The organism is Actinoplanes sp. TFC3 (assembly GCF_001553785.1).
Classification (GTDB): Bacteria; Actinomycetota; Actinomycetes; order Mycobacteriales; family Micromonosporaceae; genus Actinoplanes.
The window spans coordinates 2,664,749-2,680,971 of the sequence record NZ_LOJP01000001.1 but is presented as its reverse complement, the minus strand read 5'-3'; the positions used below and the strand labels follow the sequence as shown (position 1 = coordinate 2,680,971).

Here is a 16,223-nt window from a genome sequence, read left to right as displayed (position 1 = left end):
ACGGCTACACGGTGCCCAACCCGCAAGCGCAAGGCGAGGTCATCGCTTGCGCCCTGGACCGGGCCGGCGTGGACGCGCGGGCGATCAGCTACGTCGAGGCGCACGGCACCGGCACCGTGCTCGGCGACCCCATCGAGATCGCCGGGCTGAGCCGGGCGTTCGCGCGGCACACCAGCGACACCGAGTTCTGCCCCATCGGATCGGTCAAGAGCAACATCGGCCATGCCGAAAGCGCCGCGGGAATCTCCGGCCTGACCAAGGTGCTGCTGCAGATGCGGTACGGCCGCCTGGTGCCCTCGCTGCACGCCGAGGAGCTCAATCCGCACATCGACTTCGCCGCCACGCCGTTCCGGGTGCAACGCGAAGCAGCCGACTGGCCGCGACCCACCATCGTTCGCGACGGCGTAGCCCACGAACAGCCGCGCATCGCTGGCCTGTCCTCGTTCGGTGCGGGCGGTTCCAACGCCCACGTCATCATCGAGGAGTACGTCCCGGTTGCGCCGCCCGCACCCCCGGCCCCGTCGCCGCTGTCCAGCGTCTTCGTGCTCTCCGCGCGCACCGAGGACCAGCTGCGCCAGCAAGCCCGAGGACTGCTCGACCACATCACCGCCGAAGGTGTCGCCGATAAAGACCTGCCCGGCATCGCGTTCACCCTGCAAACCGGCCGCGACCACTTCGACGAGCGGGTCGCCTTCCGCGCCACCAGGGTTGCCGAGCTCAGCGACCACCTGCGCGAAACAGCCGGTGACGTCGGCGAATCCGGCGGGCTGCACCGCGGCCGGGTCCAGCGGGGGAGCGGCGCGGTGGCGCTGTTCGCCGACGACGAAGACATGGCCGGTGTGGTCGACGCCTGGATCGGCAAGGAAAAGATCGGCCGGCTGCTCGACCTGTGGGTCAACGGGTTGTCGCTGCGCTGGCGCGACCACTACACCGGGGCGGCGCCGCGGCGGGTGGGGCTGCCGGCGTACCCCTTCGCTCGGGACCGCTATTGGGTTTCTGCCGCCGCATATCCGTCGCCCGCTGTCGAGGTGCCGCTGCCCGAACCCACGGCCCCGGCGCAAGCGCCGGACAAGCCGACCGGTATTCAGCTGACCACGACGGCCCAGCCAGCGCCGCAATCCGAGCACCTCATCGCCGAGCTTGCGGCGAGCCTGGCCCAGGCGCTGTACCTGGCCGACGGCGACGCTGACCCGGACACGGACTTCATCGATCTGGGCCTGGATTCCATCGTGGGCGTCGAATGGCTCAAGGACATCAACAAGAGGTATGACCTCACCCTGAACGCCACGGTCCTCTACGACGCCTCAACCGTCCGCCGCCTGGCCGGCCACATCGCCCACCTCACCCCCTCACCGCCCCTCACTACTCCTGTTGTTCCGGTCGCGCCGGTTTCGCTTGCGCCGCCGGCCGCCGCACTGCCATCGGTTGCTCTCACGCCGCCAAGCGCCACCGCGCCACCGGTCGTCTTGACGCAGCTTGCCGCTTCGCCCGCGCCTTCCCCATCTCCCGCCGCCCCTGCGGCGCCGGTTGCGCCCGTGCCGGCCGCTGCTTCCGCGCCGCCGGAGGCCGAGCTGGCGGCGGCGCTGACCGAAACCCTGAGCCAGGCGCTCTACCTGGACGCCGCGGACATCGACCCGGACGCCAACTTCATCGATCTGGGCCTGGATTCCATCGTGGGCGTCGAATGGCTCAAGGAAATCAACAAGAGGTACGCCCAAAACCCCCCCCCCCCCCGCCTCTACGACCACCCCACCATCCACCAATTAGCCGCCCGCCTCCACCACGACCTCTCCACCCAACCCACGGTCTTCCAAGAGCCCGCCGCTCCCCAAGAGCCCGCCGCTCCCCAAGAGCCCAACTCCGACCTCATTGCCGTCGTCGGCATGGCCGGGCGCTATCCCGGCGCCCCCGACCTGGCCGCCTACTGGGACAACCTCGCCGCCGGCCGCGACAGCGTCTGCGAGATCCCCTCCTCCCGCTGGGACACCGCCGCCTACTTCGATCCGCGCCCCCAGCAGCCCGGCAAGGTCTACAGCAAGTGGATGGGCATGCTCGACGACGTCGACGTTTTCGACCCGCACTTCTTCCAGATCCCGCCCGCCGAGGCTGAGGCCATGGACCCGCAGCAGCGCCTGTTCATGCAGGAGGCCTATCACGCCTTCGAAGACGCCGGGTACGACGTCCGCGCCCTCAGCGGTCATCGCTGCGGTGTCTACCTCGGCATCATGAGCAACGAATACGCCATGCTCGTACAGCAGCAGGGCGGCACCACCTCCAGCGCCGCCACCAGCAACAGCAACGCCATCTCCGCCGCGCGCATCGCCTACCTGCTCAACCTCAAGGGCCCAGCGATTGCCCTGGACACCGCCTGTTCCTCGTCGCTGGTCGCCACCCACCTGGCTACCCAGGCGTTGCGGGCCGGTGAGATCGACATGGCGCTGGTCGGCGGGGTCACGCTGTACCTGAGCCCGGAGTCGTACGTCAGCATGTGCGCCGCTGGCATGTTGTCGCCGGATGGGCAGTGCAAGACCTTCGATGACGGCGCCAACGGGTTCGTACCGGGCGAAGGCGTCGGTGCGCTGATCCTCAAGCGGTTGTCCGATGCCGAACGCGACCACGACCACATCTACGGCGTGTTGCGCGGCTCGGGCATCAACCAGGACGGCAAGACCAACGGCATCACCGCGCCCAGTGTCAGCAGCCAGACCGAGCTGGCCCGCGACGTCTACGCCCGGCACGGCATCGATCCGGCCGGCATCGACTACGTGGAAATGCACGGCACGGGCACCAAGCTCGGCGATCCCATCGAGCTGGAGGCGCTGGCGTCGGTTTACCGCGAGCACACCGATGCGGTCGGCTACTGCGCGGTGGGGTCGGTGAAGAGCAACATCGGACACACCTCGGCCGCTGCGGGCATCGCCTCCATTCAGAAGGTGCTGCTCGGCATGGAACATGGCCGGCTCGTTCCGACGCTGCACTTCACCCGGCACAACGAGCACTTCGACTTCGCGCGTTCGCCGTTCTACGTCAACACCGAGACCAAGGATTGGCCGGTACGTCCCCACGACGCCCGTCGCGCAGCAGTCAGTTCGTTCGGGTTCAGCGGCACCAACGCGCACCTAGTACTCGAGCAGTACCCGAACCCGGCCCCCACCGCCACCACCGCAGTCACGCCGGCCGTCATCGTGCTCTCCGCGCGCGGCCCCGAGCAGCTCGCCGGGTCCGCGGCCCGGCTGCACCGCTACGCCGTCGAACACCCGGACCTGGTGCTGCGCGACCTTGCCTTCACCCTCCAGGTAGGACGCGAAGCGATGCCGCACCGGCTGGCGTTCGTGGCCCAGTCCCGCGACGAGCTGCTGGCGAAGCTCTCCGCCTTCCACACCACCGGCGGGGGCAACGGCCTCTGGGCCGGTTACGTGCCGCGGCGCGGCACCGCGAACGCCGGGGCGGATCCGGCCGACCTGGCCGCCGGGGCGCGGGACGCCTCCGGTGCGGCGAAGCTGGCCGAGCTATGGGCCGCAGGTACGGCGGTCGACTGGTCCCAGCTGCCCGCCAACAGCCAGGCGCGCCGCTTGCCGCTGCCGGGCTACCCGTTCGCCCGCGGTCACTACTGGCTGGCCACCTCGGCGGCGCGGCCTGACACCACCGTCGAACCCCAGCCGCTCGCCGAGGGCTCCATAGTTCTCAAGCCGGTGTGGGACGTGACGGTCCCGGCCGGGTCGCCCGTCGCAACCCCGGCCGGTCGGGTGGTGGTGGCCGGTGGCACCCCGCAGGACCTTGAGCTCGTACGCCATCAGCACCCCGAAGCCGAACACCTGCACCTGTCCGGCGCTGACTCGGTGCCGGCGCTCGCCGACCGGCTCGACGGCGCCCGTGGGGCGATTGGGCGGCTCATCTGGTTCGTGCCCAGCACACCCGGCGTCGACGCGGACACCCTGATCACCGCGCAGCAGGACGGCCTGTACACCGGCTTCCGGGTGCTGAAAGCTTTGCTCAGCCTCGGTTACGGCCGCCGCGACCTGGACCTCACGGTGATCACCCGGGCAGCCCAGCCGATCCTCAAGCGCGACGTCGTCGACCCCGCCCCGGCGGGCCTGCACGGGCTGTTCGGCGCCGCCGCCAAGGAATACCCGGCCTGGACCGTGCGGCTGGTTGATGTGAGCGCCGACGGCGCGAACCCGGTGCCTGAGATTCTGGCGCTTCCCGTTGCCGAGCCCGGCTCGACCTGGGGGCACCGGCGCGGCCGCTGGTACCGCCAGAACCTGGTGCCGGTGCAGGTGAGCGTACCCGAGCCGGGCAGCCGCACGCCGTACCGCCGGGGTGGCACATACGTCATCGTGGGCGGCGCCGGCGGGCTGGGCGAGGCCTGGACCGAGCACATGATCCGCCGGTACGACGCCAGGATCGTCTGGATCGGCCGGCGCACCGAGGACGCGGACATCTCCCGCCGCCGGGAACGGCTCGGAACCCTGGGCCACATGCCGCTGTACGTGCGCGCCGACGCCGCCGACCCCGAGTCGCTGCGAGCCGCGTACCACAGCATCAAGCAGCACCACCCGGTCGTGCACGGCATCGTGCACTCGGCCATCGCGTTGCTCGACGCCGGGCTGGAACAGATGGACGAACAACGGTTCCGGGCCGCGGTCACGGCCAAGGTCGACGCCGCCGTACGGGTGATGCAAGCCTTCGCCGCCGAGCCCCTGGAGCTGGTCCTGTTCTTCTCGTCGATGAATTCGTTCCTGCGGGCCGCCGGGCAGAGCAACTACGTGGCGGGCTCGGTGTTCGAGGACGCCTACGCCCACCGGCTCGGCCGGGACCTGAGCGCCGCCGTAAAGGTCATGAACTGGGGCTACTGGGGCAGCGTCGGCGTCGTCGCCGACCGGCAGTACCAGCAGCGGATGAGCCAGGCCGGGGCGGCCTCCATCGAACCGGCCGACGGCATGGCCGCTCTCGACGTTCTTCTCTGCGGCGCCTTCGACCAGCTCGCCCTGGTCAAGGCCCAGATGGGTGACAGCTGATGCACAACCTCATCCCCAGCGAATCGATCATCATGGCCCCCACCGGGGTCCCGGTCGGTCTCGAAGCGCTCGGCTGCCAGGTCGCCGCGACGCTGCCCGCCGCCATGGGGACCCCCGCCGGGGCGATCGAGGACGACCTGCTGATCCGGCTGCTCGCGGTGCAGCTCGGCGATGCGGTCGCGCCGGTGGCGGCGATGCACCGCTGGTACGCCGAATCGGTGCGGTTGCTGCGCAGCCGGGGCCACCAGCCGGGCGGCGGCGACCCGGCGGCGGTGTGGGCCGAGTGGGACACCCGATCGGCCGGCTGGGCCCAGGATCCCGGGCTGCGCGCCCAGGTGCGGCTGCTGGATGCGACGCTGCCTGCCCTGCCGCGCATTCTCACCGGGGCGATCCCGGCGACCGACGTCATGTTTCCGGGTTCCTCGATGTCGCTGGTCGAGGGCATCTATCGCAACAACCCGGTCACCGACACGTTCAACGCCGTCATGGCCCGCACGGTTGCGGCCGTGCGGGATGCCGTTGTCGCCGCGGAACCGGCGAACCGCCTGCGCCTTCTGGAGATCGGCGCCGGCACCGGCGGGGGCAGCGCCGGGGTGCTGGAGCAGCTGCGCGGCGCACCGGTCGAAACCTACAGCTACACCGATCTGTCGCGCTCGTTCCTGCTGCACGCCGAACGCGAATTCGGGCCGCAGCACGCCTTCCTGGACTACCAGATCCTCGACATCGAACATGCGCCGCAGGACCAAGGGTTCACCCCTGGCTCGTACGACCTCGTGCTGGCCACCAACGTCCTGCACGCGACCGCCGACATCCGCCGCACCCTGCGCCACGCCAAGGCGCTGCTCAAACGCGGCGGAGTCCTGTTGCTCAACGAGATCTCGGCCTACTCGGTCTTCGCGCACCTGACGTTCGGGCTGCTCGATGGCTGGTGGCGCTACCAGGACGCCGACCTGCGCATCGCGGGCACCCCGGCGCTGGCCCCGGACACCTGGCTCGAGGTGCTGGAGGAGGAGGGCTTCGACCCGGTCGCGTTCCCCGCCGCCGCGCTGCACGGCCTCGGCTACCAGGTGGTGGCCGCCGCCAGCGACGGTCTGATCCGCCAGCAGGCCCCCAGCGCTGCTGCCGAGCCGCCGCCCCAGCCAGAACCTGAGCCTGAGCCTGTTTCGGTCGAGAAGTCCGGTGACGGGCTGCGACGGCACGTCGAGGACGCCATTTTCGCGCAGCTGAAGAGCTCGCTGAAGCTGGGCCGTGAGCACATCGCCGCTGATGACGCGTTCATGGACCACGGCATCGATTCCATCCTTGGCGTCCAGCTCATCCAGCAACTCAACCGGGTGCTGGGCATCGAGCTGAGCACCACCGACCTGTTCGACCACGGCTCGGTCACCCGGCTGGCCGGGCACATCGCTGCGACGTACCCGAATCTGCTGCCCTCGCCGCCCGAGACCGTCACCGTGCCGCAACCCCGGGCCCCGCAGCCCGCCGCCCGCGCCGAAGCGGCACCGGCCGGCAAAGAGCCCATCGCGATCGTCGGGATGAGCGGCCGCTTCGCCGGATCCGACGATCCCGCGCAGCTCTGGGAACACCTCGAACGCGGCGACGACCTCGTCGGCGAGGTCACCCGCTGGGACCTGCCGGCCTCCCCAGCAACCGGCGCCGACGCCTGTCGCCACGGCAGCTTCCTCGACCGCATCGATCTCTTCGATCCGATCTTCTTCAACATCTCCGGGGTCGAGGCCCGCTACATGGACCCCCAGCAGCGGATCTTCCTCGAAGAGTGCTGGAAGGCCCTCGAAGACGCCGGGTACGCCGGCCGCGGCACCCGGGGCCGCCGGTGCGGCGTCTACGCGGGCTGCCAGGAAAGCGGGTACGGCCAGCTCATCGGCGGCGAGGCGCCCGCGTCGGCGATGTGGGGCAACGCCCTGTCGGCCATGCCCGCGCGCATCGCCTACCACCTGGATCTGCGCGGGCCTGCGGTGTCGGTGGACACCGCCTGCTCGAGCTCACTGGTCGCGATTCACCTGGCCTGTCAGGGATTGTGGACCGGCGAGACCGGGATGGCGCTGGCCGGCGGTGTGTCCGTGCAGTGCACGCCGCGCTTCTACCAGGTGGCCGGGCATGCCGGGATGCTGTCGCCCAGCGGGCGCTGCCACACCTTCGACGAGCGCGCCGACGGATTCGTGCCCGGCGAGGGCGCCGCGGTGCTGGTGCTCAAGCGGCTCAGCGACGCGCTGGCCGACGGCGACCACATCCACGGGATCATCCGCGGCTCGGGCACCAACCAGGACGGCGCCTCCAACGGCTTGACCGCCCCCAGCGCCGCCTCCCAGGAACGGCTGCTGACCAGCGTGTACGACGAGTTCGGCATCGACCCGGCCGGCATCCAAATGGTGGAGGCGCACGGCACCGGCACCAAGTTGGGCGACCCGATCGAATACCACGCGTTGCAGCGCGCGTTCACCGGCACCGGCCCGCGGACCAGCCCCTGCGCGCTCGGCTCGATCAAGTCCAACCTCGGGCACACCATCACCGCGGCCGGGGTCGCCGGGATGCTCAAGGTGCTGCTGTCGCTGCGCCACCGGGTCATCCCGCCGTCGCTGCACTTCGAGCAGGGCAACGCGCACATCGACTTCACCGGTGGCCCGTTCGCCGTGCCGGTCACCAGCAAACCGTGGAACGTGCCGGCCGGTACGCCCCGCCGCGCCGCGGTCAGCTCCTTCGGCGTCACCGGCACCAACGCGCACCTGGTGATCGAGCAAGCCCCGGCGGTGGCGCCGCAGGGGTCGTACCGTGGTGCTGAGTTGATTGTGTTGTCCGCGCACACTCCGGAGCAGTTGCGTGAGCAGGCCGAGCGCCTGGCCGTGCGCTGCGCCGACGACAGCGGGCTCAACCTCGGCGATGTGAGCTTCACGCTGCTCACGGGCCGCAAGCACCTGCCGCACCGGCTCGCCTGCGTGGCCACCACCACGGGCGGGCTCGTCACCACCCTGCGGGCCTGGCTCGCCGACCAGCATCCCGCCGGGGTGCACGCCGCCGTGGCCGATGTGGCCGAGGAACGCCCGGCGCTGCGCGCCTTCGGTGCCGACTGTATCCGCCGGGTCGCCGCCGGGCCGTCCGCCGGCGACGAGCTGAGCACCGTGGCGGATCTGTGGTCGCAGGGCTACGACCTGCCGTACGAGGACCTGTTCCTGGCGGGCCACGACCGTCGGGTGCCGCTGCCGACGTACCCGTTCGCCCGGGAAAGCTACTGGGTCCCCGCCGCCCCGCAAGAGACCCCGCAGGGCGCGGCCGACGTGCTGCATCCGATGGTGCACACCAACGTGTCCACGTTGCGCGAGCACTGCTACCGGACCGCGTTCACCGGCTCCGAGCCGTTCTTCACCGACCACCGGGTTCAGGGCCGCAAGGTGCTGCCCGGCGTCGCGTTCCTGGAGATGGCTCGGGCCGCCAGCGCCGCGGCCCTGGACGACGACGGCACCGCCACGATGGTGCTGCGCAACGTGGTATGGGCGCGCCCGCTGGTCGCCGACCCGCAGCCCCCGGCAGTGCTGACAACGGTGACCGCTACCGGCTCGCACGAGGTGGCCTACGAATTCACCGGTGCCGACGGGCAGGTGCACGGTCAGGGCCGCGCGGCAGTGGAACACCGGGATCCGGTCGTCGTTGACCTCAGCGCCCGGCGGGCCGCCTGCACCGGGGCACAGGTGGGTGCCGGCGAGCTGTACCCGGCGTACGAGAAAATCGGTTTCTCCTATGGGCCTTTGCACCGGGGGATCGAGCGGCTCTACGCGGGGCCGGACGAAGTGCTGGTCCGGCTGGTGCTGCCCGAGGCGTTCCATGGCTCGCTTGCGACGATGGTGCTGCACCCCGGCTTGCTCGACGCCACGTTGCAGGCGTCGCTCGGTATGGGCCTTACCGCGGGCAGCGTCGGCGAGCTGGACGTGACCGGGATGAAGCCGTCGCTGCCGTTCGCGCTGGACGAGCTGGAGGTGCACGGACCGGGGGCCCCGGCGATGTGGGCGTGGATCCGCTACAGCGGCGGCGTGCGCCCCACCGGCGACCTGATGAAGCTCGACGTCGACCTGTGCGACGACGACGGCCGGGTACGAGCCCGCCTGCGCGGCATGTCCTACCGCATCCTCGACGGCGACGTCACCCCGACCGCCCCGATCGATCCGGCCACCCCGTGGCTGAGCCTGCGCCCCCGCTGGGAACGCCACCCCGCCACCGGCCGTACCCCGCAACGCACCGTCGTGCTGGTGCCCGGCCTGCCCGAGCTGGTCGAAGCTCTCCCTGCATCCGACGCCAGCACCGACGTCATCCCGCTGACCTCCACCGCCGGCACCGCGCGGCGCTACACCGAGTACGCCGAGCAGGCCCTCGCCTGGGCGCAGCGCGAACTCGGCAACCCCGCCGCGGGCGACACCCTGGTGCAGCTCGTGGTGCCCGAGGAACCCTCGCTCGCCCTGTCCGGCGGGCTGCTGGGCCTGCTCCAGTCGGCGGCCACCGAACAGCCCCGGCTGTCCGCGCAGGCCGTGTACGTCGACACCGCGCAGCCGCTGCCCACCCTCGTGGCGCAGGTGCTGGCCGCCCGGCACCACCGCGCCGCGGCCCGCATCCGGTTCCGCGACGGCGAAGCAGAAGCCCAGACCTGGGAGGAGCCGGGCACGCCGGCCCCGGCCCGGTTGCCGTGGCGCACCGGCGGGGTCTACCTGATCACCGGTGGCCTGGGCGGCCTCGGTCGGATCGTGGCCGCCGACCTGGTCGACCAGGTTCGTGAGGTCACGCTGGTGCTCGCGGGCCGTTCCGCCCCGGACACCGAACAGACGGCGGTGCTGGAGCAGTGGCGCTCCCGCGGCGCCACGGTGACCTACGTCCAGGCCGACGTCAGCGACGCCCAGCAGGCGCAGTCGCTGATCGCCGGGATTCTGCGCGAGCACGGCACGCTGCACGGCATCCTGCACAGCGCCGGAGTGCTGCGCGATGCGTTGCTGGGCACCAAGACCGCCGCCGACTGCCGGGTGGTCCTGGCACCCAAGGTGGCCGGAACCGTGCACCTGGACGAGGCGACCCGTGAGGTGCAGCTGGACTTCTTCGCGCTCTTCTCGGGTCTGGCGGGCATCTTCGGCAACACCGGGCAGGCCGACTATACGGCGGCGAACGCGTTCCTGGACGCCTACGCCGCCTACCGGCACACCCTGGTGGCGCAGGGCCGCCGCAGCGGTGCCTCAGTGTCCATCGCCTGGCCGTTGTGGGCGCACGGCGGCATGCAGGTCGACGCTGCAACTGAGCGCACGATGCGCGAGCGGCTGGGGATGGTGGCGATGGGTTCGGCCACCGGGCTGGCAGCCTTGCACGCCGCGCTGACCGCGGGCGACCCGCAGGTGGTGGTGGTCGCGGGTGATCTGGAGCGGATTCGTACCGTGATGATGCCCGCACCCGAAAAAACCGCTCTGACGGGGGCGGATCTCGTCGGGTATCTGCGCGGCGTGCTGTCCGAGGCGTTGCAGATTCCGGTGCACCGCATCGATCCCGCTGCGCCGTTCGACCGGTTCGGCATCGACTCGGTGCTCGCGCTGTCGGTCACCAACCGCCTCGAGAACGACTTCGGGTCGCTGTCCAAGACCCTGCTGTTCGAGCACCGCAGCGTGCAGGCCCTCAGCGAGCACCTGCAGCAGACCCACACCGCGGCGGTGTCCACCATCCTCGGCGTTGAAAAGGCGCCTCCCGCGCTGGCCACGGTGCGGAAAGAAGAAGCCCCGACCAGCGAAAAACCACGCCGCGATGATGATGTCGCGGTGGTGGCTCTGGCCGGGCGCTATCCCGGTGCCGCCGATCTCGACGAGTTCTGGGACAACCTGGTGGCCGGCCGGGACTGTGTCACCGAGGTTCCGGCGCAGCGCTGGGACCGTACCGCTGCATCGCTCGGCTGGGGTGGCTTCCTGGACGGCGTCGCCGACTTCGATCCGCTGTTCTTCCACATCTCGCCGCGCGAGGCCGCGGTGATGGACCCCCAGACCCGGCTGTTCCTGCAGTGCGTGTGGACGCTGCTGGAAGGGGCGGGCTACACCCGGCAGACCTTGCGGGAACGGTACGACGGCAGCGTCGGCGTCTACGTCGGCGCGATGTACCACCAGTACCAGTTGCTGGCCGCCGATCCGGCGCAGGAAGCGCTGACCTCGGTAGTGTCCTACAGCGCGATCGCCAACCGGGTGTCGCACTTCTTCGACCTGCGCGGGCCCAGCCTCGCGGTGGACACCACGTGCTCGTCGTCGCTGGCCGCCATCCACATGGCCTGCGAGGAGCTGCGCCGCGGCACCTGCGACATGATGATCGCTGGTGGGGTCAACCTGTCGCTGCATCCCAAGAAGTACGCCGGGCTGGAGGTGATCGGGCTGACCGGCAGCGGGCCGCACAGCCGGGCCTTCCTCGACGGCGACGGGTTCATCCCGGCCGAGGGCGTCGGCGCGGTGCTGCTCAAACCGTTGGCCCGCGCGGTGGCCGACGGCGATGACATCCTGACCGTGATCCGGGCCAGCGGCATGAACCACAAGGGCGGCAGCGGCGGCCCGGTGGTGCCGGACCCCGATCAGCAGGTCAGCCTGATCGAGGCGAACCTGCGCCGCTGCGGGGTGCATCCGCGCACGGTCAGCTACGTGGAGGCATCGGCGAACGGCTCCCCGCTGGGTGACGCGCTGGAAATGGCGGCGCTCAAGCGGGTGTACGGCGACGGCAGCGCACCGGGGCACTGCGCCCTCGGCTCGGTCAAGTCCGGCATCGGTAACGCCGAAGCCGCCTCGGGTATCGCCCAGCTGAGCAAGGTGGCGCTGCAGATGCGCCACCGGATGCTGGCCCCGCTGGTCGGGACCGGATCGCTCAACCCGAGTCTGGACCTGGAGCACTCGGCGTTCCACCTGCCCCGGAAGGCGACCAAGTGGGAGCGCCCAGTCGTCGACGTGGACGGCGTGGAGCGCGAGTATCCGCTGCGGGCCACGATCAGCGCGTTCGGTGCCGGGGGCAGCAACGCCCACCTGGTGCTGGAGGAATACGTGGCGGCCGCCCCGCCCGAACCGCACCCCGACGCGCCGCGCGGGCCGCTGGTGGTGCCGCTGTCCGCTCGTACCGGCGATCGGCTCGAAGCCGTGACCCGGCAGCTGATTTCCCATCTGGACGATCACCCCGACGTGGTGCTCGACGACCTCGCGTACACGCTGCAGCAGGGCCGCGAGGTGATGGAGTGCCGCCTGGCCGTGGTTGCCGCCGATGTGCCTGAGCTGATCACCGGCCTGCGCCAGCACCTGGGCAGCGACCCGGCAACGGTTGCGGTGTTCACCGGCGAGGCCCGGCACGGCCGCTCCGACCTGGCCATGCTGCTGGGCGGCGACTCCGGCGAGGCATTGCTGCGCCAGATCGTGGCGACCGGCAGCGCCGAGCAACTGGCCATGTTCTGGGCCCAAGGCGGTGACGTGCCGTGGACCACCGTGGCGCACACCGGCCCGCAACCGCGGATGCTGCGCACTCTGCCCACCTACCCGTTCGAGCGGCACCGGTTGTGGCTGGATCAGACGACCTCGGCGGCCACCCCGGCAACCGCGTCCGAGGATGTTCCGGCGGCGGTGGCGGACCTGCTCGGGTTGCCGGTGTCGGCGCTGGACCTGGACGCACCGTTGCCGCAGCTGGGATTCAGCTCGATGCACACCGTGCAGCTCGCCCAGCGCCTCGGTGCCGAGCCGCAGAGGGTGGCCGCCTCCGCGACCGTACGAGACCTGGCCCGCCGCCTGACCGAGCAGCCCGAGCGCGCGGTCGCACCCCACTTCACCGAGCTGGTGCCGCTCAACTCCGGGCGCACCGGCCGCCCGGTGTTCTGGTGCCACGGCGGGCTCGGCGGTGTCGAGGTGTACGCCCCACTCGCGGCCGCGGTGGGCCGTCCGTTCTACGGCATCCAGGCCCGCGGCTGGATGAGCGAGGAGCCGCCGCTGCACGGGATCGCGGCGATGGCCGCCCACTACGCCGGCATCATCCAGGCGGTCCAGCCCGAGGGCCCGTACGACGTGGGCGGGTATTCGCTGGGCGGGCTGCTGGCGTACGAGGTGACCCGGCAGCTGCAGCAGCGCGGCGCCACCGTCGACAGCGTCGTGATGCTCGACGCGATGTACGGCGAGCACCTCAAGAACCTGGCGATGTCCCGCCGCGACCTGCTGCTGCAACAGGTGAACGCGTTGCTCTTCGCGAGCCTGCGACCCGAACCGGCCGAGTTCGCCGGCACCCTGGTGGCCAGCGTCGACGTCAACTGGGACCGCGACGACGACGCGGTGCTGGAGCAACTGGTCACCCTGGCCCGCGGGCGTGGCCTGCGCACCCCGCCCGGCAAGCTGCGTGACCTGCTGGCCCACAACGCCGACGTGCACGAGGCGTACGACGTGCTCGGCTTCGACGTGCAACCCCTGCCGCAGCCCGGCGCGGTCACCTGCTTCTACCTGCGCAACGGCAGCGGGCTGTTCTACGGCGAGCTGGCCTCGGTGTTCTCCGCGCAGGACGGGCCCAACGGCGTCGACCACACCGACTACTGGTCGGAGTGGCAGCGCCGGATCCCGCAGTTCCACCTGCGCGACGTCGACTCACCGAACCACTTCGTGCTGCTCAGCCACGAGTCCTCGGCCGCCGTGGCCGCGCAGCTCTGCACCCGGCTCTACACCACGGACCCGGGCGCCGACGCGATCGAGGCCACCAAGCGGTGGATGAGCGGGCAGGACCAGCAATGAACCCCGGCAGCCTCGGATCGGCGGCGTTCCGCCAGGACCACGGCATCGCCTACGCCTATGCGGCCGGGTCGATGTATCGCGGCATCGCCTCCCGGCATCTGGTGGTGGCGATGGCCCGGGCCGGGTTCTTGAGCTTCCTGGGCGCGGCCGGGATGGCCCCGGACCGGGTGGCCGGCGAAATCGCGGCGATCCGGCGCGAGCTGGGCCCGGACCGGGCGTTCGGGGTGAACCTGCTCAGCGACCTGCAGGACCCGGCCCGCGAGATGGCCCGCGTCGAGCTGCTGCTCGGCCAGGGCGTCCGGCTGATCGAGGCATCGGCGTTCGTCCAGCCCACCCCCGCGCTGGTGCTGTTCCACCTGCGCGGCCTGCGCCGCGCCCCGGACGGCCGGGTGGCCCGCGACACCCGGATCATCGCCAAGCTGTCGCGCCCCGAGGTGGCGTCAGCCCTGCTCGACCCGGCCCCCGAACCGATGGTGGCGCAACTGCTGGCGGCCGGGAAGGTGACCGCCGAGCAGGCCGAGTTGGCCCGCGAGGTCCCGCTGTGCCAGGACCTGTGCGTCGAGGCGGACTCCGGCGGGCACACCGACCGTGGGGTGTCCACCGTGCTGCTCCCGGCCATCCAGGCGCTGCGCGACGAGCGGTCGACCCGGTTCCCCGCCGCCCAGCGGGCACGGGTGGGGCTGGCCGGGGGGATCGGCACCCCGCAGGCGGTGGCCGCGGCGTTCGTGATGGGCGCGGACTTCGTCACCACCGGCTCGATCAACCAGTGCACCGTCGAATCGGGGATCAGCGACGCCGTCAAGGACCGGCTGCAGCAGATCAACGTGCAGGACACCGCGTATTGCCCGGCCGGGGACCTGTTCGAGATGGGCGCGCTGGTGCAGGTGCTGCGCAAGGGGGTGCTCTTCCCGGCCCGGGCCAACAAGCTGTTCGCGCTGTACCAGGCGCACGAGTCATGGGACGACATCCCCGCGACCACCCGCGCGCAGATCGAGCGGACCTTCTTCCGCAAGAGCGCGGACGAGGTGTGGCAGGAAACCGCGGCCTACCTGCAGCGCACCGGACGCGCCGCCGAAGCCGGGCGCGCGGCCCGCAGCCCGAAGCGGCGGATGGCCCTGATGTTCCGCTGGTACTACGGCTACAGCAGCCGCCTGTCCTTAACCGAACCGGAACGCGACCTGGCCAACGTCCAGGTCCACACGGGTCCGGCCCTGGGTGCCTTCAACCAGTGGGTGAAAGGCACCGCACTGCACGACTGGCGTTGCCGGCACGTCGACGACATCGCCACCCGGCTGATGAGCGAGGGCGCGGCACTGCTGTCCCGCCAAGCCCGGACCGCCACCGCGAGCAAGGAGGAAGTGTCATGAGAATTTATCTGTTCCCCGGACAGGGTTCCCAGGCCAAGGGCATGGGCGACGGCCTGTTCGACGAGTTCCCCGAGCTGACCCGCACCGCCGACACCCTGCTGGGCTACTCGATCAAAGAGCTGTGCCTGCAGGACCCGCGCGGCGAACTCGACCGCACCGAGTTCACCCAACCAGCCCTCTACGTGGTCAACGCGCTGTCGCTGGAACAGCGTCGGCGAAACCAGGAACCGGTGCCGGATGTGGTGGCCGGGCACAGCCTGGGGGAGTTCAACGCCCTGTACGCCGCCGGGTGTTACAGCTTCGCCACCGGCCTGGAGCTGGTGAAGAAGCGGGGTGAGCTGATGAGCCAGGCTACGGGGGGCGCCATGGCCGCGGTGCTCAACGCCAGCGAGCAGGAGGTCCGCTCGATCCTGGCCGGCAACGGGATCACCACGATCGATCTGGCCAACTTCAACACCCCGTCGCAGATCGTGCTGTCCGGCCCGGCCGCGGACATGGAGGTGGTCAAGCCGCTGTTCCAGACCGGCCGGCACTTGTTCATGCCGCTGCGTACCAGCGCCGCATTCCACTCGCGCTATATGGAACCGGCGCGGGCCGAGTTCGCCCAGTTCCTGCAGCGCTTCTCGTTCGCCGAGCCGTCCGTGCCGGTGATCTCCAACGTGACCGCCCAGCCGTACGGGCGCGCCGACGTGCGCGATCTGCTGGCCCGCCAGATCGTCAGCCCGGTGTGCTGGACCGACAGCATCGCCGGGCTGCTGGCACAGGGCGACGCCGAGTTCGAGGAGATCGGGCACGGCAAGGTGCTCACCAAGCTGGTGCAGAAGATCCGGCGGGAGCTGCCGGACCCGCCGCCCCGCCCGGCGCCGGCGACCGGGCGCCCTGAGCTGGCCGACGAGCTGGTGCGGCGCTGGAACCAGACCTACGCCATCGGCACCCGGGTCAAGTCGACCATCGGCATCCACGAGCTGCTGGAGACCGCCACCCCGGCCACGGTGCTGTTCGGCCACCGTGCGGCCGTCTACATGAAGGGCTACCGCGGCTACTTCGACCTCACCGAGATCGAGCCCGTCGGCTGA

Annotated in this window: 4 protein-coding genes (1 of these 4 cut by a window edge); all 4 read left to right on the top strand. The window is 71.0% G+C overall.

What is annotated here, in order from left to right; translation table 11 throughout:
- Tightly spaced (each overlapping or abutting the next), the 4 genes in view from TFC3_RS36955 to fabD form a layout consistent with a single transcriptional unit that may run on beyond the window.
- Window positions 1-5,018, top strand: the 3' portion of a protein-coding gene (locus TFC3_RS36955; RefSeq protein WP_067499197.1) for an SDR family NAD(P)-dependent oxidoreductase. It extends 23,956 nt beyond the left edge of the window; 5,018 of the gene's 28,974 nt are visible here — the last part of the coding sequence; the start codon falls outside the window, past its left edge; its stop codon occupies window positions 5,016-5,018.
- Entirely contained in the window at window positions 5,018-13,780 is an 8,763-nt protein-coding gene (locus tag TFC3_RS11990; protein ID WP_067499195.1) for an SDR family NAD(P)-dependent oxidoreductase, read from the top strand. The genes TFC3_RS36955 and TFC3_RS11990 overlap by 1 nt, the downstream gene beginning before the upstream one ends.
- Window positions 13,777-15,147, top strand: a complete 1,371-nt coding sequence (locus tag TFC3_RS11985; protein WP_067499193.1) for a PfaD family polyunsaturated fatty acid/polyketide biosynthesis protein — start codon at window positions 13,777-13,779, stop codon at window positions 15,145-15,147. Before TFC3_RS11990 ends, TFC3_RS11985 begins: the two co-directional genes overlap by 4 nt.
- Complete coding sequence (gene fabD, locus TFC3_RS11980) at window positions 15,144-16,223, top strand: ACP S-malonyltransferase (RefSeq protein ID WP_067499191.1); 1,080 nt, start codon at window positions 15,144-15,146, stop codon at window positions 16,221-16,223. Before TFC3_RS11985 ends, fabD begins: the two co-directional genes overlap by 4 nt.